This is a genomic window from Actinophytocola sp., assembly GCF_035712165.1.
Lineage (GTDB): Bacteria > Actinomycetota > Actinomycetes > Mycobacteriales > Pseudonocardiaceae > DASYTH01.
In genome coordinates, this window is sequence record NZ_DASTBH010000502.1 from 1 (window position 1) to 24806 (window position 24806).

Genomic DNA, 24806 nt, shown 5'->3' on the forward strand with positions numbered 1-24806 from the left:
TGGTCTCGTTGGGCGGGTTCTCCCCGCTCGCGGTCGGCTGGGTCACCGGCAGCGGGGTGCGTACCGAGCCGAGCGGCCGGGTGCCGACCAGGCCGGTGAACCAGGTCGAGTCGGGCGCCGCCTTCGCCGCGTCGCCGACGCCGAGGAACCCGCCGCCGGCCCGGATGTAGCCCTGCAGCGCGGCTTCGGCGTCGCGGCTGAGCGCGACGCCTTCGGCGGACAGGAACACCACACCGCGATAACGGCCGAGGTTGGCCGGGGTGAACACGGCCGGGTCGGAGGAGGTGTCGACGGTGAGGCCGTTCTGCTGACCGATCTCGGTGAGCACCGCCGCCGCGCGGGCCACCGGGTCCTGCTGCCCGGCGGCCGGGCCGTGGAAGACCAGCACCGAGCCCACCGCCGCGGCGGCGGGGGCCGCCGGGGCCGGAGCCGCCTGCGCGGGGACCGCCGAGAGCCCGAGCACCAGGGCCAGCCCGGTGGGCATCAGCACCACCCGCTGCCAGAATCTGCGCCGGTACCAGGAAATTGACAGTGTGCGCCGCATCCTCAACTCCTTCTCGGTGCCCGCCTTAGTTGTGTGAATGCGCGTCAGTTGTGTTCGTGCGCGTGGCCGTGGAAGCGGTCGATCGCGGCTTGGGCGCCGTCCGGCAGGCTGCCGTCCGGGTTGCGGACGAGGAACAGCCCGACCATGCCGCCGTCGGAGTGGAACTGCACGTGGCAGTGGTACATCCAGACGCCCGGCCCGACGCCTTCGCCGGCGATGACCTGGAACCCGAACGAACTGCCCGGGTCGAGGTTCTTGTTGTCGATCACGCTGGTCGGGTCGGCCGGGCCCTCGAGCATGCCCGTGCGGTTGTCCGCCCAGCGGTGCGCATGCAGGTGGAAGGTGTGCGGCAGGCCACCGTGGCCGATGCAGATGAACTCCACCCGCTGGCCCTGGTTGGCCTCGAACATCGGGGTGTTCGGCGCCACCCTGTTGTTGATCATCATGTCGTGGAACACGACGGTGAACTGCCGCTCCGGCAGGATGTCGCCGCGCCGCCGCACGATCAGCCCGCCGTAGAGGCCCTTGGCGACCCCGCCGGTGCCGTGGTCGGTGCCCATCGCATGATCGTGGTAGTGCCAGTAGCCGGCGCTGCCGGGCATGAACCGCCGGCCGGCGGCGGGCGCGGACTCCCGGCTGCGCCAGACGTACCTGCGGGTCTCGCCGGGGTCGTTGAACGAGTCGTTGAGCGGGCTGCCGTCCGAGTCGACCGAGTAGTCCACCCCGTGCGGATGAATGCTCAACCGCTGGTTGGTGGTGTTGACCAGATCGATCTCGAGGGTGTCGCCCTCCCACATCTCCAGGACCGGACCCGGCACCGTCGCCTGTCCCGGCGCCAGGCCGTAGCCGAACAGCCCACCGGGCAACGCCTCGGCGTACAGGGTGATGCGGCGGGTCACGCCCGCGGTGGGCGCGGCGCCGCCCACGGTCACGACGGCCGGTACCGTGATCCCCATCGCGGTGCCGGCGAGCATGAGACGGCGCGAAACCGGTTTGTCCACTGTGGACTCCATTCGGCCAGAAGGTGTCGGATCTGCGCGATCTCCAGCATCCTTTCGGTCGACATCCTCGAACTTATGCACGTCTCCAACGAAAGTTAAGGACCAAATGGCCTAACAACCGGACAACACCCGACAAGAATTAGTTCGACGCTCAAACAAACCGGTTCAGTGGTCTGGACCTGCGTCTTCGGGTGGCGGCAGGATCCCGCGGGCGATCGCGGTGGTGACCGCGGCGGTACGGTCCCGGACGCCGAGCTTGTCGAAAATACGCAACACGTGGCTCTTGACGGTGGCCTCACCGATGAACAGCGCCCGGCCTATGTCCGAGTTGGACAGTCCCTTCGCGATGCGGGTGAGCACCTCGGTCTCCCGAGGGGTGAGCAACCGGCCGCCGCGCAGCCGACCGACGAGCTTGGCGGCGACCGGCGGAGCCAGCACCGTCTCGCCCCGGGCGGCCGCCGAGACCGCGCGCGCCAACTCCTGGCGGGAGGCGTCCTTGAGCAGGTAGCCGGTCGCGCCCGCCTCGACCGCCCGGAGGATGTCGCCGTCGGAGTCGTAGGTGGTCAGCACCAGTACCGCGGCGGTACCGGCGGCGGTGATCCGGGCGGTGGCGTCCACGCCGTCCAGACCGGGCAGCCGCAGGTCCATCAGCACCACGTCCGGCCGCAGTGCCGCGGCCGCGGCGACCGCCTCGTCGCCCCGGCCGCACTCGCCGACCACCTCGATGTCCGGCTCGGCGGACAGCACCGCGCGCAGGCCGTCCCGCACGACCGGATGGTCGTCGACGATCAGCACGGTAGTCATGGGCCTGGCTCGGGTAGCTCGAGCCGCACCGTCGCCCCGCCGCCCGGCCGGCTGTCGACCAGCATCGTGCCGCCGACCTCGGCGACCCGGGCGCGCATCCCGGCCAGCCCGAACCCGCCGGATCCGTTGCCCGGCGGGAAACCCCGGCCGTCGTCGCACACCGTCAGGCTCACCCCGGAGCCGGCGAAACCCAGCCGGACCTCGGCGCGGTGCGCCCCGGAATGCCGGCCCACGTTGGTCAGCGCCTCCTGGGTCGCCCGGAACAGCACCACCTCCTGGTTGGCCGGCACCGCCCGGGGCGCCCCGTCGACCGCGAACCCGGTCTCGACGCCGATCTCCGGCCCGGTCCGCTCGACCAGCCGGCGCAGCGCCTCGACCAGCGACGTGGCCCGCAGATCCGGCGGGGTGAGCGCACCGACCAGCGCACGCGCCTCGGCGAGGTTCGCCCGGGCGGTGCGCTGGGCCGCGCCCAGGTGGCGGCGCGCGGCCTCCGGATCGCCGCCGAGCTCGGTCTCCAACGCCTCCAGTTGCAGCAGCACGCTGGCGAACCCCTGCGCCAGGGTGTCGTGGATCTCCCGGGCCACCCGCGCGCGTTCGGCCAGCGCGCCGGCCTGCTCGCTGACCGCGGCCAGGTCCTGCCGGGCGGCGGCGAGCTCGGCCACCAGCGCGGCGCGGTCGCGGCTCTGCTCGATGATCCGGGTGATCCACAGCCCGAGCAGCAACGCGATCACCAGTCCGGCCACGATGTAGAGCACCGCGGGCAGCAGCCCGTCGCCGGGTCCGGACCGCACCAGGATCACCACCGAGACCGCGGCCAGGACGGCGACCGTGCCGGCCACCGCCCGGTACACCGGCAGCAGCGCCCAGATGTGCGGGTAGAGCACGAACAGCATCAGCGCGCACGCCGGCACCACCGCGAACACGGCGATGGTCAGCGGGATGGCGACGGCGAGGTAGAGCAGCCCGAGCCGGCGCGACTCCCGGCGCAGCGCCCGGGCGCCCACCGCGGCGTACCAGCCGCACAGCACCCCCAGCAACGCCAGCGCCAGGTACCGCTGCCCCGGCGGCAGACCGTCCTCGCCGGCCACCAGGACCGCGGAGAACACCGCGAGCGCACCGAACACCCCGTGCCAGCCGGCGATCCCGCGCTGCCACGCGTTGCGGCCCACGGCGGCGTCACTCACGCCCGCATCCTGCCCGGCGCGAGCACCCCGCGCATCCACCGGTCGGTGGAGGGCGACTCCGGCTCCCGGCGGCTGCCGGCGGCCACCGCGCGGACCGAGCATGGGCTCCATGAACCCGAAAACCTCGGCCCGGATCCTGATCGCGGCCTCCGTCGCCTACGGCGTCGCGATCGGCATCCTCGGCGCCCTCGAATCGTCAGCCACCTCGGTCGTCGCCATCATCGGCGCCCTCATCCTCGGCGGCCTCTGGGTCATCCGCGGCCTCTACCTCAACCGCGACCGCACCACCTGACCGGCGACGGCTAGTCGAGGATCTCGCGGCGGGCGAGGCGGACCTCCTCGGTGTCCAGTTTGGACTGGATTTGTCGCAGCACGGTGTCGTCGATGTCGCGCTGGTCGCGGAGCCGGACGACGGTGGCGCGCTTGTGGGCGATCAACTCCAGGCGCAGGGCGGTGTACTCGGCCTCGGCGCGCAGCAGCGGCTCGTTGTCGTCGGCGTCCGGGGCGGAGCCGACCACCTGCCGGTGGTGGTCGTACTCGGCCCGGACCCGGGCCAGCACCGGGTCGCTGATCCGCAGCCGGGCGGCGATGTCCGGCAGAGCCTGATAGGCCGACTCCGACGCGGTCGCCTCGGCCAGGCGGCGCTCCTCGGCCAGCGCGGTGTCGGCGGGCAGCCGGGCCCAGCGCACCACCGCCGGCAGCACCAGCGCCTGCACCACCAGGCTGACCACCACGACGCCGGAGGTGATCAGCACGATCTGGTCCCGGTCCGGGAACGGCGCGCCGGAGGTGGTCGTCTCCGGCACGGCGAGCGCGGCGGCCAGCGAGACCGCGCCGCGGAACCCGCTCACCGCGTTGACCATTCGCTGCCGGGCGCCGACCCGGCGCAACCGCTGCTGCGGCCGCCGGTCGATCATCCGGATCACGTACGGCGTGGTGTAGGTCCAGACGAACCGGGTGCCGATCACGGCCGCCGAGACCAGCGCGATCGCGCCGAGCGCGGTGATCACCTCGGCCCGGTCCAGCTCGCCGATCACCGCATGCGCCTGCAGTCCGATCAGGACGAACAGCGCTCCGTTGAGCACGAACGTGGCCAGCCGCCAGAACGCCTCGGCCTGCTGGCGGGTGTCGGCCCGGACCAGCCGCGGCCCGATCTGGCTCAACATCAGTCCGCACACCACCACCGCGAGCACTCCGGAGGCATGCACCAGTTCGGCCAGCAGGAACGCGGTGAACGGCGTCAGCAGGCTGACCAGGTTCTCGTGCAACGGGTTGTCCAGCAGGCGCCGCGTCCGCACGGCCAGCCACGCGGCCAGCAGCCCGGCCAGCGCCCCGCCGGCGTAGGCCACCAGCACGCGCAGACCGATCTGCCCGGCGTCGAACTCCGCCTGACCGGCGGTGACCGCCACGGCCACCCCGAAGATCACCAGCGCGGTGCCGTCGTTGACCAGGCTCTCGGCCCGCAGCACCGTCATCGTCCGGCGGGGCAGCGCCCGCGCGATCACGCCGACCGCGGTGGCGTCGGTCGGCGCCACCGCGGCGCCCAGCACCCAGGCCGGTCCCCAGGCCAGCCCCAACTCGTGGGCGACCACCGCGACCACCCCGGCGGTCACCACCACCAGCGCGGTGCTGGCCAGCACGATCACCCGCAGGTTGCTGCGGATCTCCCGCAACGAGGTGGTCAGGCTCTCCCAGTACAGCAGCGCGGGCAGGAACAGCAGCAGCATCACCTCGGGCGGCAGGCTGATCCCCCGCAACGCCGGGACGAACCCGACCAGCGCGCCGCCCGCCAGCAACAGCACCGGCGGCGCGACCCGCAACCGTTCGGCGGCCACGCTGCACACCAGCACCGCGACCCCCAGCACAACGACAAGCTCCAGTCCCAGCAACGCGCCCCTCCCGGCCGGCGATCCTCAACCACGGCATCGTCGGACAACGCCGGGCACCCCACAAATCATCCGGCACCCGGTCCGCGGGTTGATGAGGAAGTCCGTGCCCCGTCCACAGCTACCTCAGGGGACCGTGACGGCGCCCAGCCACCCTCCACCCGATATCCGCACCGTTCGCGGGAACGCAACGACCGCACACAATTCCGGAGAGGCGGTCAGCTGACCAGTTGGGGCGCGTGGAGCTCGTCCGAGTTGAGGATGGCCTGCTGCAGGTCGCGAACCTGGAGCGACGGCTCGACGCCGAGCTCGTGCACGAGGTTCCCGCGAAGCGTCTGGAACGCCTCGAGCGCACGCCATTTCATGCCGGAGGCGTGCAGGGCGGTCATGTACTGGCCGCACAGCTTCTCGTGCATCGGGTACCTGGCGGTCAGTTCGGCCAGTTCGCCGAGCAACTGGTGGTGGCGGCCCAGCCGCAGGTCCGACTCGATCTGGGTCTCGAGCACGCCGAGCCGGCCCTGGTCGAGCCGGGTGGCCTCGATGCTGAGCTGGATGCCGAACGGCACGTCGACCAGCGCGGGCCCGCGCCAGCAGCCCAGCGCCTTGCCGAGCAGCCGGGACGAGCCGGCGAAGTCGTCCGCGGCGAACGCCCGCTCCCCCGCGTCGGCCAGTTCCTGGTACCGGTGCGCGTCGACCTGGCCGGGCGCGACGTCCAGCAGGTACCCGCCCGGCCGGGTGGTCAGCACCGCCATGGCGGTACCGGCCGGCGCGTGCTCGCTGATTTTCTGCCGCAGCTTGAGAATGTAGGTCTGGATGGTCTGGATCGCGGTGCGCGGCACCTTCGTGCCCCACAGTTCCTCGATGAGCTCCGGGACCGTGACCAGCCGACCGGCGTGCACCGCCAGCAGCGCGAGCACCTGGCGGAGTTTCTTGGCGGTCGGCACGACCGAGCGGCCGTTGACCCGGATGTCCAGCGGGCCTAAGAAGCTGACCTCGGAGGTGATCATTGTGTTTCCCCTTCCGGCGGTTGCGTAGTGTCGCTCGCCGGCAGGTCGCGATTGGCCCGCAACAACTCTTCCCGGATGTTCTCGGGCAGAGTCTCGGTCGGAACGTCACCGAGGGCGCGAATCGTCTGCCGGAACTGGTCGATGTACGCACCGCAGCCGTCGCAGTACGCAACGTGCTCGACGACCTCGTGCTCGGTCTCCGGGTCGAGCGTCCCGTCAAGGAAGTCGGAGACCAGCTCGACCAGTTCCTGGCAAGTCATGTCACTCACGACGCTCCCGTCCACGCTGCTATGGCACTCGCCGGCGCGACGACAACTAGTCATGTGACTACAGAGACAGTTCGACTCCAGACGTTACGCGCGCGCCCCGGACTTGCGGGACTGTCTGATCATGTGACGCCACGCTCCATTCCGGACGATAAATAGTACTCCTCAAGCTTGCCGCGCACGAAGGCGCGGGCGCGGTGCAACAGCACTCGCTGGTTGGCCGCGGAGATCTCCAGTATCTCGCACACTTCGGCCGCCGTGTACCCCTCCATGTCGCGCAGCGCGATCACCAGCCGCTGCCGGTCCGGCAGCTGCGCGAGCGCCAGTTCCACGTGGTGGCGGACCTCGTCGGCGAGCGTGTGCTGCTCCGGTGACGGCCACGGTTGCGGAAAGGAGCGCCAGTGCCCGGCATCCAGCAGACCGGGATCGATGAACTGGCTGGGATCGGCCGTCGGGCCGGCGTCCTCGGCGGTCGGCAGGTTGCTCCATGGGACGGTCCGGCGCTCCACCATGCCACGGCGTTTCGCGGCGAACACCAGAATGCGGTACACCCAGGTCTTGAGCGACGACCTGCCCTCGAACGTGTCGACGCTCTTCAGCACCGCGAGCCAGGTGTCCTGGACGACCTCGGCCGCGGAGTCGCGTGTGGACACCAGGGAGCGGGCTACCCGGAGCATTCCGCTCGACCAGGAGTCCAGCAGCAGGGCGAATATCCTTTCGTCGCGCGCCTTGAGCCGCGCCACGAGCACCTGGTCGGGCGGCAGCGGTTGGGCCGATTCTCCGGCTCCGAGAACCATGCGACAAGCCTAACGAGGATACGTGGTGGCTGCTCGCCGTGTTGCCGCGAACACTATGCGCTACGCAGCAGCTGGCCGATCGAAGGAGCCGGTTCGAGCCCGAGCTCGTCCCGGATGACCCGTTGGTAGGCGGCGAAATGGCTGAGCGCCTCATGCCGGTTGCCCTGGGCCAGACAGGCCCGGATGAGCGTCTCGTACGCGCTGTCGCGCAGGCCGTCGGCCTGCACCGCGGCCAGCGCGGTCTGCACCGCCGCGCCGTGCTGGCCGGCCGCGACCAGCCGCTGGGACAGCGTTTCCAGGGCGGTCAGCCGGAACTGGCGGTAGCTGCGCTGGTGGTCGCCGAGCCATTCGTCGTCCCAGTCCGGCAGCAGGTCGTCGTGCAGGTTCACGTGCAGCGCGTCGTCGGTCAGCGTGGCGTCCAGCGCATCGCCGGTGCCCAGCACCCGCCGGGCCAGGTCCATGCTCGCCTCGACGTCGACCCGGATCCCGGTGGCCAGCCGCAGGTAGGAACTGGTGGCCTCGACCATGCCCGGGCAGCTGCGGTCCAGCCGGTACACCGCGGTGCGCAGGTTGGCGTGCGCCCGGGCGTTGGTGGTGTCCGGCCACAGCAGGTGGGCGACCTGGCTGCGGATCGCCGGGCCGCTCTGGCAGGCCACGACGGCCATCACCCGCTGCCCGGTCAGGCTCACCCGAACCAGTTCGCCGTCGACGAGCAGCCGGAAACCGCCGAGGAGGTTCAGCTCGATCGAGCCGGCCGGAACGTCGGGGCCGGCCGACCTGTCGTCCTTTGTGGACAATGCGGGCGCCGAACTTGCCGAAGACGCCTCCTCCATGCGGAAAACCGGCTCGTACCGTCCCGATAACTGGTCTGTGAACACCTCGGCACTCCCAACCTCGGCAACTTTCAACTTTCGTTGTGCGTACCGAGACGCGGCGATGCCGAACCGTTACATGATCATCGCGTTGCTGCCCCATTCGGCGTGAACCGGGCGTCATCGCACGGGCCTGCGCTACGCCGAACGGAGGCACCCCGTTCGTCCGTGGCGGGCGGGAGCACGCTCCGGTGACGGCGGCCGATCTATCACCGTGGCATTCCCGGGAAATCTTTGGAGGCGGAGCCATGAACCTCGCGGCGTCGACCCCGCCGGTCGCATCCCATGAGCTGCTGATCTTCCTGCTGCAGGTGGTTGTGCTGCTCACCCTGGCGTTCTCGCTCGGGCGGCTGGCCGAACGGCTGCGGCTGCCGGCCGTCGTCGGCGAGTTGCTCGCCGGCGTGCTGGTCGGCCCGTCGCTGCTGGGTTTCCTGGCGCCGTCGCTGTCCAACTGGTTGCTGCCGCCTGCGGCGCCGCAGGCGCGGCTGCTGGACGGCGCGGCGCAGATCGGGGTGCTGCTTCTGGTCGGGGTGGCCGGCAGCTACCTCGACCTGCCGATGCTGCGCCGAAACAAGGCGACCACCGCCAAGATCGGACTGTCCAGCCTGATCATCCCGCTCGGGCTGGGCATCGCACTGGCCACCGTGTTGCCGGCCGCGCTGATCCCGGACAGCACGAACCGCGGGATCTTCGCGCTGTTCCTCGGCACCGCCCTGTGTGTGACCGCGATCCCGGTGATCGCGAAGACGTTGTCCGACCTCCGCATGTTGCATCGCGATGTCGGGCAGTTGACCCTCGCCGCCGGCGTGGTCGACGACACCATCGGCTGGTTCCTGCTCTCGGTGGTCGCGGCGATGGCCACGGTCGGCGTCAGCGTGCTGGGGGTGAGCCTGTCGGTGCTGTACCTGACCGGGTTCGTGCTGCTCGCGTTCGCCGCCCGGCCGGCGGTTCGGCGGCTGATGCGACGAGCCTGCCGGACCAGTGGCGCCGGCCCGACGATGGCGGTCACCGTGATCGTGATCCTGGTCGGCGCCGCCATCACCCAGGCTCTCGGCCTGGAGGCGATCTTCGGCGCGTTCGTCGCCGGCACCGTGGTCGGCTCACCCGGCTGCGCCGACCAGACCAAGCTCGCGCCGCTGCGCGCCGTCGTGATGGCCGTGCTGGCCCCGCTTTTCCTGGCCACCGCCGGACTGCGGATGGATCTCACCACGCTGGCCGACCCACGGGTCGCCCTGGCCGGCCTGGCCATCCTCGCGGTCGCCATCCTCGGCAAGTTCGCCGGCGCCTACCTCGGCGCCCGGTGGAGCCGGATGAGCCACTGGGAAAGCCTGGCGATGGGCGCCGGGATGAACTCGCGGGGCGTGGTCGAGGTGGTCATCGCCACCGTCGGCCTGCGCCTCGGCGTGTTGAACACCGCGACCTACACCAGCATCATCCTGGTCGCCGTCGTCACCTCGCTGATGGGCCCGCCGCTGCTGCGGATGGCCATGGCCCGGGTACGGCAGACCGACCGGGAGCGGCTGCGGTTGGCCGAACACGACTCCTGGGACAGGGAGATCCCCTCCGGCCGGGCCGAAGCCGCCTGACCCGGCCTGTCACGGCAGATCCACGGTCCGGCCACGGCACCCGGTCGATGCTGGACGAACCACGACCATGACCACCCGTGCCGGCCAGGCCCGTCGCGCCAGGTCGGCCGTGATCGGAGAAACCGGTGACCGACGTGACCGACGTGCATGACATCACGACCAGGCCAGCACAGGAGTCGGGGCCACAGAACGGATCGCTGCCGCCCACGCTGGAGCACGCGGACCAGTGGACCGACCAGATGGTGGCCCAGACCCGCATCCCCATGTACGACGTGCCGTTCGTGACGGTCGGCGGCGGGATGGGCTCCTTCCTCACCGTGGACTATCTCCGGGTGGCCGGCGGGGCGCCGGTCTCCGACATCCGGGTGCTGTCCAACCTGAGCCATCCCTGGCAGACCTACGAGTACCTGACCCGGGTGTCCCAACTGCCCCGGGACAAGCGGATCCGGTCCGACTCGTCGTCGCGGCCGGACAACATCTGGGGCTTTCCCTCCTACGCCATGCAGGAGGCCGCCCGGGAGGCCACCGTGGCGCCGCTGCTCCAGGTGCTGCTCGAGCCGGTGTTCGCCGACTTCTACACGCCCAAGTTGGGTGCGGTGCTGGACGGGATCGAGCGCGAGGCGCACCGGATCCGGTACTGGGACATGCTGGTCCAGGGCGAGGTCCAGGTGGTGCGCCGGCGCGTCGGGGGCGGCTACTTCACCCTGATCGCCCCGCGCGGCGGGCAGCATCCGGTCACCTTCCGCTCCAGGGACGTGCACCTGGCCGTCGGCTACCCCGGGGTCCGCTTCATGCCGGACATGCGGGCGTTCCGGGAACGGCTGGGCGACTTCCACCATGTGGTCAACGGCTACGAGGACCACGAACACGTGTACCAGGCGCTGTGCCGGCGGCCCGGCGTCGTGCTGGTGCGCGGCGGCGGCATCGTCGCCTCCGCCGTGACCGACCGGCTGATCTCCGACCGGCTGCGGCACGGGTTGCAGACCCAGATCGTGCATCTGTTCCGCACCTACTACGCCGGCGCGCACGGACCGCACGGCTGGGCCCGCCGCCGCGGCAGCAACGGCTTCGCCTACCAGGGCTTCAACTACCCGAAGTCCACCTGGGGCGGGCAGCTGCGGTTCCGCATGCGCCGCATGGAGACCGCGTCGGACCGGGTCCGGGTCTACGACGAGATCGGCGGCACCACGACGGCCTGGCGCCGGCACTGGCAGCGCCACCTGCGCGAGGCGACCCGGGCCGGCTGGTACCGGACACAGGCCGGCACGATCACCGATCTCCGGCTGGACGGTGACGCGCTCGTGGCGCGGATCCAGGGACCCGAGGCGGAAACCGAGCTGGGGTTCGACTACATGATCGACTGCACCGGCCTGGACGCCGACATGACCGGCCACCGGGTGATCGACGACCTGTTGCGGCACGGCGGCGCCGGCCGCAACCCGCTCGGGCGGCTGGACGTCGAGCCCAGCTTCGAACTGCGTGGCGCGGCCAGCGGCATGGGCCGGATCTACGTGACCGGCGCCGCCTCCTACGGCGGCTACTTCCCCGGCGTGGACACGTTTCTCGGGCTGCAGATCGCGGCCCAGGAGGTGGTCGACGATCTCGCCCGGCGCGGGATGTGCCGGGACATGCGGCCGGTGCGTTCGACGGTCGAGTGGCTCAAGTGGGTCGCCAACCGTCGTATCTGAGTGTCGAAACGGGAGGAGAGAAGAATGGTGCCGACCCTGGTCGGTCGCATCCAGACGCGACTGTTCCTACTCGCCGTCGTCGGCGGCATCGTGACCGCGCTGATCACTCCACTGCTGCCGGCAGACCTGCCGATGGCACAGCGGTACCAGGCCACCTACATCGTGCTCGCCGCGGTCGCGGTGCTCGGGGTGGGCTGGGAACTGCTCTACCACCTGCTGCAGCAGTGGCGCTGGGAGAAGGACTGGCCGATGCTGTTCGGCCTGGTCACCCTGGTGCCGGAGGGCCTGCTGGTGTGGGCGCTGGCCAGCCGTGACCTGCTGCCCGGCCTGCCCGGCCCGGTCCCCACCCCGGCGTTCGTCATCCATTTCGTGGTCGTGTGGCTGATCGTGTGGCTGGTCGCCAACGGACCGATGCGGGTTCCGTTCATCCACTGGCGCTTCCAGGGTGGTCAGCTCACCTGACCCGCACGCCAGGTACCGCTGGGTCACGCGATTTCGCGTGGCCCAGCGGTACTCGCGGTTGTGCCGCCGCCGGGGAAAGCGCACCCGTCACGGCCGGGAAGCTCTCCGGATCGGCTGCGCGGTGGACAGGAACCGCACCGGGGTCGCCGGCCACGACACCCGTATTCCTGACCGGCACATCCTGACCGCACAGCAGCCCGGTGGGGCGGCGGGAATGCCCGCCGCCCCACCGGGTTTGCGCAGAGGGGTTCTGGCTTACGGGTTGCGGTGCGAGTAGTAGCCCAGTTGGTGTCGTCCGACGGCGACCAGGCTGCCCGGCCGCAGGGCGGTCACCGTGCCCGGCAGCACGCGGGTCCAGTACGACTGGCCGGGTGTGGCGACGAAGGTGCCACCGGCCGATCCGTCGTCGACCACCCCGACCTGCCAGCCCCGCAGCACCACCCGGGCGTGCACCGGCGACACGGTGGGATCGGGCAGTGGCAACGGATCCGCGTGTCCCATCGCCACCGACTCGTCCGACTCCGGGGCCCGGCCGAGCACCTGGTCGCGCAGCAGCGGGTAGGTCGTGCCGTCGTCGACCACGAGCACGCCGAGCTGCGGCCGGTCGCCCCAGGCGGGCCGGGAGCCGGCCTGGGTCAGCGCGATGCCGCAGACCGCGCAGTAGCTCAGGTCCGGGTCGTTGAAGTGGTTGTCTCGGCAGTAGACCCCCGGCACGCGGGCTTCAGAACCGTTCGCCGCCAGGCCGTTCCTGCGCGCCCGCCGGTTCCGCAGGCCCTTGGCTCGCGACGTGTGCCGGGGCGCCGGCGCGGACGGCGCCACAGCGGGCACCGGGGTGGGTTCCGGTTCGGCCGGCTTCGGTGCGGTCTCCTGGCGCTCGGCCGGGAACAGCATGATTCCGGCCAGCACCGCGATCCCGCCGGCGATGGTCCAGCCGGTGAGGCCCTCGGCGAGGAAGACGACCGCGGTGAGCACCCCGAACAGCGGGATCAGATTCAGCGTCACGCCGGCGAGCCCGGCCGGCACGTACCGGATGACATGGTTGTAGAGCAGGAAGCTGCCGGCGAACCCGACGCCGCCGATGAGCGCGGCCACCAGCCAGTACTTCGGCGCCACGTCGGTCGGCAGCGGTTCCCGGCCGGACAGCCACTGCCAGGCCACCAGCGGCAGCGACAGCAACGCGCCGAAGCCGAACTGGTAGGCCGTCAACGGCAACGCGTCGATCGACGGGGCCAGCTGCGCGGCCGCGATCACGTAGACCGCCGCCGCCAGGTTTCCGCCCAGTATCAGCAGATCGCCGATGTTGAGCTCGGCCGAGAAGGTGAACACCTGCTCGATCAGCAGAACCCCCACCACGGCGAGCAGTAGTCCGATCATCGAACGCGCGCCGACCCGCTCGCGCAGCACGATGGCCGCGAGCGCGACCACGAAACAGGCTTCGCTGGCGCCGAGCAACGACGCGTTGGTCGCCGACGTGTAGGTGAGGCCGAGGGTCAGTGCTCCGTAGGCGAGGGTCGGCTCGAACCAGGCCAACACGGCCAGCCGACCCTTCCGTTTGACGCGGGGGATGCCGCGGACGGCGAGCACCGCCCACAGCACCACGGCCGCGGCCGCGAGCTTGACCAGCAACAGCGTCATCGGGCCGAAGCCGTCCAATGCGTACTTGGTCGCTGTTGTCGCAGCGCCCCAGCCGATCGCGGCCAGGACGAGCAGGAGTCGAGCTGACAAGTTGTTCATGGATTTCGACCACCCTGATTGGCGCTCCGGACGGGCGGCGGATGTCCCCGTTCCGCCCGCCCTCTCGGGGAACGCCTCGACGCTATGCCGCTGACCGTCACCAGCTCGTCACGTCGTGCAATGGACCCAGGATACCACTACACAAGGATGTTGCTGAACTGCCAGACATCCTCGTCCGGCCGGATACCGAGAAACCCGTCGAACGCACCACGATCGGCCGTTCCGGGAGTCCACTCGGTACGGATCGACGGGCACGGTCCCAGGTAGGGCTCGGCCACCGAGAGCACCTCGCGGTGGTCCAGGTCGTCCGGGACGCACAGGCCGAGTTCGCTGTGCCGCAACAGGTACCAGACCGCGCCCAGTACCGACGCGGCGACCTGCAGGGTGGTCGCGTTCTGGTGCGGCACCAGCGCGCGGGTCTCCTCGATGGTGAGCTGCGAGCCGGTCCACCAGCCGTTCAGGTCATGGCCGAGCAGCAGCACCCCGAGCTCGTCCATCCCGCTGACGATCTCGTCGGTCATGATGCGTTGCCGTTGCTGCAGCTGGAATCCACCCATCCGGCACTCGTGCACGGAGGCGATCGCCGCGTCGGTCGGCAGGTAGGCGTAATGCACCGTCGGACGGTAGATCGTCCTACCGTCGCGGCGAACGGTCAGCCTGTCGCTGATCGTGAAGGCCTCGCCGTGCCGGATCAGCATGCCGAGGATCGGGCCCGAGGAGGGCACCCAGGACCGCACCCAGGTCGACATGCCCGGCTGGGCCAGGCAGATCTGGTTACCCGGTCCGTCCCGGTGGCAAACCGCCCCCGGCGGCAGCGTCCGTTCGTGCGTCCCCCACCCGAGTTCGGCCGGGGCGACACCCTCCTCGAAGAACCCTTCCACCGACCAGGTGTTGACGAACTCGCCCACCTCTTTCGGGTGGTTTCCGATCTGGGTGTCGCGTTCCGAGATGTGCACCGCCTTCGTGCCGGTCTCCATCGCCAGCCGCCCGAAATCCCCCTCGTGCAACGCTTCCTCGAGCCGCGCCTGCCGGTCGGCGGACAGCGGCGCGCGGAGGTCGCCCGGGGATTTGAGCATCGCCGTGGCGAGATCTTCCAGCGCCACCTTGGTCCAGTGGCTCACCAGCCCGGGATTCGCGCCGTGCTCGACGATCGCGGTGGGGCCACGCCCGGCCCAGCCGGCGGCCAGCTTGCGCAGCGCCATGTGCCGCGCGTAGAGCGTCCGCTCGGCCGGATGCCGGCCGTCCATGTCCGCATACGGGTCCCACTGCTCGACCGAGGTGTCCACGTACCGGACCCCGTTGTCGTGGCACCAGGAGATGATGTCCTCGGCGCCGATGTTCCAGGACAGGTTGATCAGCAGGTCGCCCGGCCGAAGGTGCTCGCGCAGGGTCGCGGCGAGGTTGTCCGGGGTGATCCGGTGCCGCACGTAGCGTGCCCCGGCCGCGAGCGTTTCCGGGATGCGGTCCCGCAGATCCGCCATGTCCATGATGGTCAGCCGGTCGAAGGACATGTCCAGATGCCGCAGCAGCAACGGTTGCAGGCACTGGGAGACCGAGCCGCAGCCGAGCAGGAGTATCCGCCGGCCGAAGCCGATCCGGCGAGCCTCGTTCATGATTGATCTCCGATGCAGTAGGTGCGCAGCGGCGGGAACCCGTTGAATCCCACCGATGAGTAGCTCGCCGTGTACGCGCCGGCGGACAGGAAGTCGACCGTGTCACCGATGTCCAGGGCGAGCGGGAGGGAGTACTTGTGCTGGCGGCTGATCACGTCGACGCTGTCGCAGGTCGGCCCGGCCAGCACGACCGGGTTGGCCGGCTCACCGTGCCCGGTGGCCAGCCGGTACCGGATCGCCTCGCCCTCGGTCTCGGCGAGGCCGCCGAACTTGCCGGCGTCGAGGTAGATCCACCGGTCGCAACCGGTGCACGGCCGGCGCACGGACACCACCTGGGTGCGCAGCACGCCCGCCTCCGCGGTGAGGTACCGGCCCGGTTCGGACACGATCAGCGGCCGGTCCGTGCCGCCGAACCAGCGGTCCAGCGCGGCCTTGATCACCTCGCCGTACCGGCTGACCGGCGGCACCTCCTCGAGGTACTGGGCCGGGTACCCGCCGCCGATGTTCAGCATCTCCAGTTCGATGCCGGCCGCCTGCAACTCGGTGAACACCATGGCAGCGGTGGCGATGCTCGACTCCCACCGGTGCGGGTCGGTCTGCTGCGAGCCGACGTGGAAGGACACCCCGTACGGGGTCAGATCGAGCTTCGCCGCCTGCTGCAACAGTTCCACCGCAAGCTCCGGCGTGCAGCCGAACTTGTCGCTCAGCGGCCAGCGGGCGCCGGCGCTGCCGGCCAGCAGCCGGCAGAACACCTGTGCGCCCGGGGCCATCAGCGCCAACTTCTCCACCTCGCGGGTGCTGTCGAAGGCGAACATCCGCACGCCCGCCTCGTAGGCGCGGCCGATGTCGGCGAGCTTCTTGACGGTGTTGCCGTAGGACAGCGCCTGCGGCGGCACGCCGCACTCGAGACACATCTCGATCTCCGCCGGGCTGGCCACGTCGAACCGGGCGCCGAGCGCGGCGAGCCTGCGGATCACGGCCGGCTCCGGGTTCGCCTTCACCGCGTAGTAGGGCGTGGCGAACGGCATCGCCGCGCGCAGTTCGCGGTAACGCCTGCCGACCACCGAAAGGTCCAGCACCAGGCACGGCGTCGGCGGGTCTTCTTCCTCCAGGAACGCGGAGATCCGCGGGCTCATACCCATCATGCCGCCACCTCTTTGCTTGTCGACGCATCGCCGGCGAGCGAGACGTCCAGGGCGAGGGTCAGGCACCGGCAGCCGCCGCCGGCCTTCGCGAACTCGGACACGTCGCAGACCGCGACCTGGAAACCGCGCCGCTCCAGCACCCGGCCGAGCCGGGCCGAGCAGGCGGGCATGACCACGGTGCGGCCGACCACGACCGAGTTCGCGCAGAACATCGCCGCCTCCTCGACGGTGACCGGCACCGGGTCCGGAACCAGCCGGGCCAGCCGCTCCAGGCTCGGCGCGGTCAGTGCGCCGGGCGCGATCAACGCGGTGGTGCCGTCCAGCGGGCAGAAGGTGAGATCGACGTGGTAGAACCGCGGATCGGCCAGCTCCACCGTGGTGATGGTCCAACCGGCCCGCTCGGCCAGCTGCTGGTATGCGTCCACAGTGGACCGCTGGCCGTGCCCGGCGACCAGCGTGCCGGCGAACGGCAGCGCGTCACCCGCGCCCTCCTGCACCGCGTCGGGTGGGTCCGCGACGGTCCAGTCCCGGCCGGCCAGCCACCGGCACAGGTGGGCGATCTCCGGCGCCCGCTCGGCGTGCCGCATGCTGGCCGGCCAGTAGGTGGTGCCGTCGACGATTCCGGCGTTGGCGGTGAACACCATGTCCGGCAGTCCGGGCTGCGCGGGGACCTCGTCCACCACCGCGCCGGCCGCCCGCAGCGTGCCGGCCAGGCCGGCCCACTGCTCCCGAGCCCGGTCCCGGTCCACCCGCACCGAGGTGTCCATCCAGGGGTTGATGGAGTACGAGACCTCGAAGTAGTCCGGCGGGCACATCAGAAAGTGCCGTCCCCAGCTCAGTTCACTCATCGACTCGCGCCTTTCCATGGAAGTTGCCCCGGATCAGTACTCGAAAAGCTCCCGGTTGTACGCCACACGGGCCGGCCATGGATTGTGGTACTTGCCGCAGTCCTCGATCGGATGGCCGTGGAAGAGGCCGTAGTTCACGTGATCAGCGGGAAACTCCTTGTCGGTGATGTAGTCGAGGATCAGGTATTGCCAGACCTCGGCATCGACCTCACCGTAGGAATGGTGGACCAGCCGTTCGTCGGTGGTCACCGCGGTCGGCACCAGCACGTCGGTGTGGTAGACCGCCGAGTACCGGCTGGGGTCGAAGTTGGGTGGGATGTAGGCCGGCCGCTTACGGTCCGGCACGTCGTCCGGGCTCTCGTCGGACTCGTTGTGCCAGCTCGCGCTCGGCATGTGCGGGCAGCCGATGCCGCCGTTGCCGATCGACCGGAACGCGGTCTCCCGGACGAACTCCACGGCCTCCGGCAGAGTGTCGGCGAGCCCGCGGATCTTCAGCGAGTTGGCGAAGTGGCCGGGCGAGTTCATCGAGAACATCAGCCCGCCGGGCAGCCGGCGGTCGTGGTTGACCGTGCGGTGCGCGCCGGCGTAGAAGATGTTGCAGCCGGCCTTGAACACCGTCAGCTGGCCGTCGGACCGGCGCAGCGGCACCGCCTCGGTGTAGATCACGTCGGTGATGATCGGCGCGTGCTCGACCAGGTACAGGTTGGACAGCTCAACGCACACGTCGAGCAGTTCCTTGCCCGGCTTGGCATAGGCGAGCCGCCGGCTGTTGAACATGATCAGGAAGCCACTGCTCTCGCCGCGCTCGGCCCGGTCCTTCCAGGCCCGGCGGGCGTCCTGGATCTTCGCCGCGACGTAGTCCCGGTCCTCGGCCAGCTCCCACTCGTGGATCCAGCACAGGTCGATACCGAGGCCCTTGGTGGCGCTCTCGCCGTGCTCGTGATGCGAGGCCAGCCGGCCGAACAGGCACGGCTGGCGGCGGCCGGTCCACTTGAACAGGGCGGCCCGCTTCTCCTCCTCGGACGCCTCGTCCGACAGCAGCGTCTCCTGGGCCTGCCGCATGTCCTTGCCGAAGTCGAAGTCGTCCGGCAACTGCGGTAGCTCCGCGATGACGTCGGCCAGCGGTTTGATCCTGTCGGGATGTCCGGACAAGGTCGTGGTGAGGCTCATATTCGACTTTCCTCCTCAATTGAGCCGCGCAATCTCGCTGTAATTGAAGGTACCCTCTTCATTAGTGAGCCGGCCTAACTCAAGATAGCCAGGAAATCGGCCGATAACAACCTGTTCGCATTTTGTCACGATGCCGGCTACGTGCCTGTGACACCTCGGAGACGCCATTCTCGGCAATATCATCCGCGCTTTCCGACTGAGGAGATCGCAAATGGCACACGACGACGAGAATCGCCAGGTACCGCGAGACACGAATGATCACCCCACCGAGGGCCCGCCCGGTCAGGGGCCACCCCCGCCCTACCAGCCCGGAGAGCCACGGTGGGCGGCGTCCGGCCCCACCGTGGTCGGGCGGATGACCAGGGGCCGGCTGCTGGTGGCGATCGGCATCGGCGTGACCGTGGTGCTGGTCCTCGGGCTGGTGGCGGCGATCCGGCTCATCCCGGGCGGCCCGGACGCCGCCGCGGCGCAGGGTGACGACGGCCAGGGCGGGTTCGACCTACGCTCCGGCGGAGTGTTCCTGCAGTCCAACGACGAGCGGGGCAACGAGGTCGTCGCGTTCGCGCGGGGCGAGGACGGCAAACTGCGCGAGGCCGGCCGGTACAAGACCGGCGGCGTCGGCAGCGGCAGCTTCCAGGACAGCGCCCAGGGCATCGTGCTCGGCTCCCCGAACGGTGAGGCGTCCCCGCAACACCATGTGGACGACGCCCAACTGCTGTTCGTGCCGAACGCGGGCAGCAACACGATCTCGGTGTTCCGGCTCCAGGAGAACGGGCTGGAGCTCGCCGGGCAGTTCCCCTCCGGCGGTGAGACGCCGGTGAGCCTGACCGTCAACCACGGGCTGCTCTACGTGCTCAACAACGGCGAGTTCGACAACCGCTACATCCTCAACTTCCAGGAGGACGAGTTCCTGGACAACTGCACCACCGGGCAGAAGCCTTCGGTGACCGGTTTCCGGATCGGCGGCGACGGCACGCTGACCCAGATCGAGAACTCCACCCAACTGCTCAGCGAGGACGCGACCTCCGGCTGCGTGCAGGTCTCGTTCACGCCGGACGGCCGCAAGCTCATCGTCACCGAGCGGGCCGCGAGCGTTCCGGACGCGGAGCCGGGCAAGGGCGCCATCGTCACGTTCTCGGTCAACGCCAACGGCACGCTGAGCGGCAAGCAGGTGCTGGACCCGTCCGGCGCCGGCTCGTTCGGCTTCACCATCACGCGCAACAACCACATCCTGGTCTCCGAGAACAACCGTGAGGCGGAGGACGGCTCCACGTTGGCCAGCTACACGATGAAGGCCGACGGCACGCTCGAGGTCAACGGCGCCGGATCGGTGCCGGACAACAAGACCGACGCCTGCTGGGTCGTGTCCACCACCGACGGCAAGCTCGCGTTCGTCGCCAACGCCTTCGGCGGCGGCACCATCTCGTCCTACGGCGTGGACGGCGACGGGGTGCTGACCCTGCTGCACTCCTCGGCGACCGCGGCGAGCACCCAGGATCCCGAGGACGACCACCTCGGTGACGGCACCACCGACATGAGCCTCAGCCGGGACGACAGGTACCTGTACCAGCTGAACTCGATCGCCGGTGTGCTGCACGTATTCAAGGTCAACAACGGCGGGACGCTCAGCTTCGTCGAGGACCACCAGGTCTTCAACCTGACGCCCCCCGACGCCGGCGGCCACGCGGCCCCCTTCGGCCTCGCCGCGTTCTAAAGGCACCTCTCCCGCCAGGTGGCTTCGGTTCGACCGGAGCCACCTGGTTCCGTTGTGGATAATCGGGATCGACGGCGGGGTGGACCGAAAGGACGGACGATGCGCTACGTGGCCATCGGGGACAGCTTCACCGAGGGGGTCGGCGACGAGCGACCGGACGGCAGCCCGCGCGGCTGGGCCGACCTGGTCGCCGCCGGGCTGGCCGCGGGTAGTGGCGAACCGGTGCGGTACGCGAACCTGGCGATCCGCGGCCGGCTGCTCGAGCCGATCGTGACCGACCAGCTCGACGCCGCGCTGGCGATGTCCCCGACGCCCACACTGATCTCGCTCAACGGCGGGGGCAACGACATGATGCGGCCGGGCACCGACCTCGACCGCCTGGTGTCGCTGACCGAGCACGCGGTGCGCCGCTGCTCGGCGGCGGGCGTGCGGCTGCTGCTGCTCAGCGGCGCCGACCCGTCGCAGCGGCTGCCGTTCGGGCGGGTCATGCACCGCCGTGGCGCCGCGCTGACCGTCGCGGTCGGCCGGCTGGCCCGCGAGCACGACCTGCTGTTCGTCAACGTGTTCGACGACGTGGAGATCCGCCGGGCCGAGTACTGGTCGGCCGACCGCCTGCACCTGAACCCGGCCGGGCACCAGCGCGTCGCCGGCCTGGTGCTGAACGCCCTCGGGCATCCGGCCACCGCGCACCGGATCGACCCCGGACCGGCGCCGACCCGCCGGTTGCTGGCCGAGGCCCGGTTCTACCGCGAGCACGTCCTGCCCTGGGTGACCCGGCGGCTGCGCCACCAGTCCTCGGGCGACGGCCGACTGGCCAAACACCCGGAGTGGACCGCCGTGCCGGCATGACCCTTGTCACGCCCTCGGCAGGTGTGCTTACACTTCGTGCTGGGAGCGCTCCCAGAGCGGGGTGCGCCGACAGGTCGGGGGTGGCCGCATGGCACGGCACTGGGTACGACGTCTCACCGCCGCGCTCGCCGTTTCGGCGGCCGCGCTGGCCGGCACGGCCGTCCTGGTGCCGGAGGCGACCGCCGTTCCGGCCCGGGACTGGCTGCACGTGCAGGGCAACCGGATCGTCGACGAGGAGGGCAACCGGGTCTGGCTGACCGGGGCGAACTGGTTCGGGTTCAACGCCTCCGAGCGGGTGTTCCACGGCCTGTGGTCGGCCAACATCACCGAGCTCACCGCCGCGATCGCGCAGCGCGGCATCAACATCGTCCGGGTGCCGATCTCCACGCAGTTGCTGCTGGAGTGGCGCGCCGGGCAGACCGTGGCCCGCCCCAACGTGAACACCTTCGCCAACCCCGAACTGGCGAACATGAACAACCTGCAGATCTGGGACTTCTGGCTGGCGCTGTGCGAACGGTTCGGCATCAAGGTGATGCTCGACGTGCACAGCGCCGAGGCGGACAACTCCGGGCACATCTATCCCATGTGGTTCAAGGGAACGATCACCTCCGAGCAGTTCTACCAGGCCTGGGAATGGGTCACCGACCGGTACCGGAACAACGACACCATCGTCGCGATGGACATCAAGAACGAGCCGCACGGCACGCCGAACCAGCCGCCGCGGGCCAAGTGGGACGGCAGCACCGACACCGACAACTTCAAGAACGCCTGCGAGACCGCGGGCCGGCGGATCCTGGCGATCAACCCGAACGTGCTGATCCTGTGCGAGGGCATCGAGGTCTACCCGCGTCCCGGCGAGACCTGGAGCTCCCCCAACACCGACCCCGACCTCACCCCGAACTACTTCTACAACTGGTGGGGCGGAAACCTGCGCGGCGCCCGCGACTTCCCGGTCAACCTCGGCGCCAACCAGGACCAGCTGGTGTACTCGCCGCACGACTACGGGCCGCTGGTGTTCAACCAGCCGTGGTTCCAGGTGCCGTTCACCAAGGCCACGCTGACCACCGACGTGTGGCGGCCGAACTGGCTCTACCTGCACGAGGAGAACATCGCGCCGCTGCTCATCGGCGAGTGGGGCGGGCGTCTCGGCCAGGACGAGCGGCAGGACCGCTGGATGACCGCGCTGCGCGACCTGATCGTGGAGGAGGGTCTGCACCAGACGTTCTGGGTGATCAACCCGAACTCCGGTGACACCGGCGGCCTGCTGCTCGACGACTGGCGCACCTGGGACGAGCCGAAGTACAACCTGCTCAAGCCGGCACTGTGGCAGTTCAGCAACAAGTTCGTCGGCCTGGACCACCAGGTCCGGCTCGGCGGCGACGGCAGCACGACCGGGATCAACCTGGCCGAACGCTACAGCGGCGGGCCGGTCGACGGCACCGCTCCCACCGTGCCCACCGGGCTGACCTCGACCGGGACCACCGCCTCGTCGGTGTCCCTGTCCTGGACGGCGTCCACCGACAACGTCGCGGTGACCGGCTACCAGGTCTTCCGCAACGGCGCGGTCGTGACCACCGTGCCCGGCACGACGTTCACCGACACCGGCCTGGCCGGCGGCACGGCCTACAGCTACACGGTGCGAGCCCGCGACGCCGCCGGCAACGTCTCCGCCGCGTCCGCGGCCATCACCGCCACCACCCAACCCGGCGGCGGCGGCGGTTCCGGGTGCACGGCCGTCTACCGCACCACCAACACCTGGGACACCGGCTTCCAGGGCGAGGTCACGGTGACCAACACCGCCACCACGGCCAGCCGGGGCTGGTCGGTCCTGCTCGCCCTGGGCAGCGGTCGCACCATCGGCAACCTGTGGAACGGCGTCCTGACCGGCAGCACGGTCACCAACGCCGGGCACAACGGCGCCCTCGCCCCCGCCGCGAACACCACCTTCGGCTTCGTGGCCAGCGGCGCGGCAGCCGGTGGAATCACCGTGACCAGCTGCACCAGCAGCTAGCTGGGGCGTTTGGGTCCTGATCGGGTACACTGTGGGCAGTGGCCCGCGTTCGGGCCATCCGTTTTGTTGTCCAGGTCACGCGTGCCGCGACCACATCGGGTTCGCGCCGGGCCGGACAACCCCCCGACAGTCTTTGGAGTAACCGTATGGCGGCTCGCCGCCCCCGTTCCACCACCGCGCCCACGCCCGGAACCTTCAGCGAGTTCGGCCTGCCGGCCGAGCTCGTCACCGCGCTGGCCGCCCAGGGCATCACGACCCCGTTCCCCATCCAGGCCGCCACCCTGCCGGACGCGCTCGCCGGCCGGGATCTCCTCGGCCGCGGCCGGACCGGCTCCGGCAAGACCTACGGGTTCGCGCTGCCCGTGCTCACCCGGCTGGCCGCCAGCCCGGCCCGCCGCCAGCCCGGCCGGCCCCGGGCGCTGATCCTGGCGCCGACCCGCGAGCTGGTCCGCCAGATCGAAGCGTCGATCAAGCCGCTGGCCCGCGCGCTGTCGCTGCGCACGCTCACCGTCTTCGGCGGTGTGCGCGCCAACCCGCAGATCGCCGGCCTGCGGTCCGGGGTCGACGTGCTGATCGCCTGCCCGGGCCGGCTCCTCGACCACATGTCCGCCGGGCACGCCCGGCTGGACGCCGTCGAGATCACCGTGCTCGACGAGGCCGACCACATGGCCGACCTCGGCTTCCTGCCGTTCGTCACCCGGCTGCTGGACCAGACCCCGCGGGACGGCCAGCGGCTGCTGTTCTCCGCCACGCTGGACGCCGAGGTCGACGTCCTGGTCAAGCGGTACCTGAAGAATCCGGTCACGCACAGCCTGGACCCGGTGGCCACGCCGGTCAGCGAGATGACCCACCACGTGCTGCGGGTCCAGCCCGCCGCCCGGCTCGACGTCCTGGTCGACCTCACCGCGGCCCCCGGACGCACCCTGGTGTTCACCCGCACCCGCCGCGGCGCCCAGCGCCTGACCCGCCAGCTCATCGCCGAAGGCGTGCCGGCCGTCGAGCTGCACGGCGATCTCGGCCAGCAGGCGCGCACCCGCAACCTGCAGGCGTTCGCCGACGGCAGCGCCGCCACCCTGGTGGCCACCGACATCGCCGCCCGCGGCATCCACATCGACGACGTCGCGCTGGTCATCCACGCCGACCCGCCGAACGAGCACAAGGCCTACCTGCACCGGTCCGGCCGCACCGCCCGGGCCGGCGCGTCCGGCACCGTGGTCACCCTCACCACCGACGCGCAGCTCGCCGACGTGCAGGCGCTGACCCGCAAGGCGGGGATCAAGCCGACGACCACCCAACTGCGTCCCGGCCATCCGCTGCTCGCCGAGCTCGCCCCCGGCGAGCGCACCTACGTGGCGCCCCCCGCCAAGGGACCCAGCGCACCGCCGGCCCGCCGGACCGGCGGGCCCCGCGGTTCGGTCACCGGATCTCGGAAACCGGCCCGCGCCAAGCAGGCGGGCGCCAAGCCGTTCGCCACCGGAGCCAAGCCGGCCGCCCCCGCGGCCTTCTCCGCCGGCTCCCGCGCCGGTCGCCGCCGCGCCCGCCCAGGCCTCGACGGCCCAGCCGGCTCCCGAGCCGGTCGCCGCCGAGCCGGTCGCTACAGAACCTCGGGCCGATCCGGCGGGGGC

22 protein-coding genes are annotated in these 24806 nt (G+C 70.7%); 8 read left to right on the forward strand and 14 right to left on the reverse strand.

Annotated features, from left to right (window positions below):
• The 4 genes from VFO68_RS28450 to VFO68_RS28465 form a co-directional block, all read right to left on the reverse strand.
• Positions 1-544, reverse strand: a 544-nt coding sequence (locus VFO68_RS28450) for a ThuA domain-containing protein (RefSeq protein WP_325161485.1), incomplete at its 3' end; no start/stop codon positions are given.
• A 44-nt stretch (positions 545-588) separates the two neighbouring features.
• Entirely contained in the window at positions 589-1518 is a 930-nt protein-coding gene (locus tag VFO68_RS28455) for a multicopper oxidase domain-containing protein (protein ID WP_325161506.1), read from the reverse strand.
• Between the two features lie 192 nt (positions 1519-1710).
• Positions 1711-2349 (reverse strand): response regulator transcription factor, encoded by a 639-nt coding sequence (locus VFO68_RS28460; RefSeq protein ID WP_325161486.1) that lies wholly within the window; start codon positions 2347-2349, stop codon positions 1711-1713.
• Positions 2346-3533, reverse strand: a complete 1188-nt coding sequence (locus VFO68_RS28465) for a sensor histidine kinase (protein ID WP_325161487.1) — start codon at positions 3531-3533, stop codon at positions 2346-2348. Before VFO68_RS28465 ends, VFO68_RS28460 begins: the two co-directional genes overlap by 4 nt.
• Positions 3534-3642: 109 nt before the next feature.
• On the opposite strand from VFO68_RS28465, the gene VFO68_RS28470 reads away from it, so the two are divergent.
• A complete protein-coding gene (locus VFO68_RS28470) occupies positions 3643-3825 on the forward strand; it encodes a hypothetical protein (RefSeq protein WP_325161488.1) in 183 nt (60 codons plus the stop codon).
• Positions 3826-3835: 10 nt separating this feature from the next.
• Here the strand turns inward: VFO68_RS28470 and VFO68_RS28475 are convergent, their stop codons facing one another.
• The 5 genes from VFO68_RS28475 to VFO68_RS28495 all read right to left on the reverse strand — a co-directional run bounded on the left by VFO68_RS28475 (position 3836) and on the right by VFO68_RS28495 (position 8286).
• Complete coding sequence (locus VFO68_RS28475; protein WP_325161489.1) at positions 3836-5422, reverse strand: Na+/H+ antiporter; 1587 nt, start codon at positions 5420-5422, stop codon at positions 3836-3838.
• Positions 5423-5637: 215 nt separating this feature from the next.
• Positions 5638-6426: an AfsR/SARP family transcriptional regulator gene (locus tag VFO68_RS28480; RefSeq protein ID WP_325161490.1), complete on the reverse strand. Its 789-nt coding sequence runs from the start codon at positions 6424-6426 to the stop codon at positions 5638-5640.
• A complete protein-coding gene (locus VFO68_RS28485) occupies positions 6423-6710 on the reverse strand; it encodes a zf-HC2 domain-containing protein (protein ID WP_325161491.1) in 288 nt (95 codons plus the stop codon). The genes VFO68_RS28480 and VFO68_RS28485 overlap by 4 nt, the downstream gene beginning before the upstream one ends.
• A 104-nt stretch (positions 6711-6814) precedes the next feature.
• Complete coding sequence (locus tag VFO68_RS28490) at positions 6815-7489, reverse strand: RNA polymerase sigma factor (protein ID WP_325161492.1); 675 nt, start codon at positions 7487-7489, stop codon at positions 6815-6817.
• Between the two features lie 53 nt (positions 7490-7542).
• Positions 7543-8286: an AfsR/SARP family transcriptional regulator gene (locus tag VFO68_RS28495; protein ID WP_325161493.1), complete on the reverse strand. Its 744-nt coding sequence runs from the start codon at positions 8284-8286 to the stop codon at positions 7543-7545.
• 323 nt (positions 8287-8609) lie between these two features.
• Here VFO68_RS28495 and VFO68_RS28500 point away from each other — a divergent pair, with 323 nt between their 5' ends.
• The 3 genes from VFO68_RS28500 (at position 8610) to VFO68_RS28510 (ending at position 12097) form a co-directional block, all read left to right on the forward strand.
• A complete protein-coding gene (locus VFO68_RS28500) occupies positions 8610-9947 on the forward strand; it encodes a cation:proton antiporter (RefSeq protein WP_325161494.1) in 1338 nt (445 codons plus the stop codon).
• Positions 9948-10072: 125 nt separating this feature from the next.
• Positions 10073-11635 carry a hypothetical protein gene (locus VFO68_RS28505; RefSeq protein WP_325161495.1) on the forward strand — a complete coding sequence of 521 codons (1563 nt, stop codon included), beginning with the start codon at positions 10073-10075 and terminating at the stop codon, positions 11633-11635.
• A gap of 24 nt (positions 11636-11659) precedes the next feature.
• A complete protein-coding gene (locus VFO68_RS28510) occupies positions 11660-12097 on the forward strand; it encodes a hypothetical protein (RefSeq protein WP_325161496.1) in 438 nt (145 codons plus the stop codon).
• Positions 12098-12352: 255 nt separating this feature from the next.
• On the opposite strand, the gene VFO68_RS28515 is transcribed toward VFO68_RS28510, so the two are convergent.
• From VFO68_RS28515 to VFO68_RS28535, 5 genes are all read right to left on the reverse strand, one after another.
• Positions 12353-13831, reverse strand: coding sequence for an EamA family transporter (locus tag VFO68_RS28515; protein WP_325161497.1), 1479 nt, complete (start codon positions 13829-13831; stop codon positions 12353-12355).
• A gap of 137 nt (positions 13832-13968) precedes the next feature.
• Positions 13969-15444: a saccharopine dehydrogenase NADP-binding domain-containing protein gene (locus VFO68_RS28520; RefSeq protein ID WP_325161498.1), complete on the reverse strand. Its 1476-nt coding sequence runs from the start codon at positions 15442-15444 to the stop codon at positions 13969-13971.
• Positions 15441-16589: a type III PLP-dependent enzyme gene (locus VFO68_RS28525; protein WP_325161499.1), complete on the reverse strand. Its 1149-nt coding sequence runs from the start codon at positions 16587-16589 to the stop codon at positions 15441-15443. The genes VFO68_RS28520 and VFO68_RS28525 overlap by 4 nt, the downstream gene beginning before the upstream one ends.
• Complete coding sequence (locus tag VFO68_RS28530) at positions 16586-17437, reverse strand: dimethylarginine dimethylaminohydrolase family protein (protein ID WP_325161500.1); 852 nt, start codon at positions 17435-17437, stop codon at positions 16586-16588. The genes VFO68_RS28525 and VFO68_RS28530 overlap by 4 nt, the downstream gene beginning before the upstream one ends.
• 33 nt (positions 17438-17470) lie before the next feature.
• A complete protein-coding gene (locus VFO68_RS28535) occupies positions 17471-18607 on the reverse strand; it encodes a hypothetical protein (protein WP_325161501.1) in 1137 nt (378 codons plus the stop codon).
• 355 nt (positions 18608-18962) lie between these two features.
• Between VFO68_RS28535 and VFO68_RS28540 the strand changes: the two genes are divergently transcribed.
• From VFO68_RS28540 to VFO68_RS28555, 4 genes are all read left to right on the forward strand, one after another.
• The gene (locus tag VFO68_RS28540; RefSeq protein WP_325161502.1) at positions 18963-20321 is read left to right on the forward strand and encodes a hypothetical protein; all 1359 of its coding nucleotides are present in this window, start codon (positions 18963-18965) and stop codon (positions 20319-20321) included.
• A gap of 99 nt (positions 20322-20420) precedes the next feature.
• Positions 20421-21170, forward strand: coding sequence for an SGNH/GDSL hydrolase family protein (locus VFO68_RS28545; protein ID WP_325161503.1), 750 nt, complete (start codon positions 20421-20423; stop codon positions 21168-21170).
• An 88-nt stretch (positions 21171-21258) separates the two neighbouring features.
• Complete coding sequence (locus VFO68_RS28550; RefSeq protein ID WP_325161504.1) at positions 21259-23181, forward strand: cellulase family glycosylhydrolase; 1923 nt, start codon at positions 21259-21261, stop codon at positions 23179-23181.
• 146 nt (positions 23182-23327) lie between these two features.
• A partial coding sequence (locus VFO68_RS28555) for a DEAD/DEAH box helicase (protein WP_325161505.1) occupies positions 23328-24806 on the forward strand: 1479 nt, incomplete at its 3' end.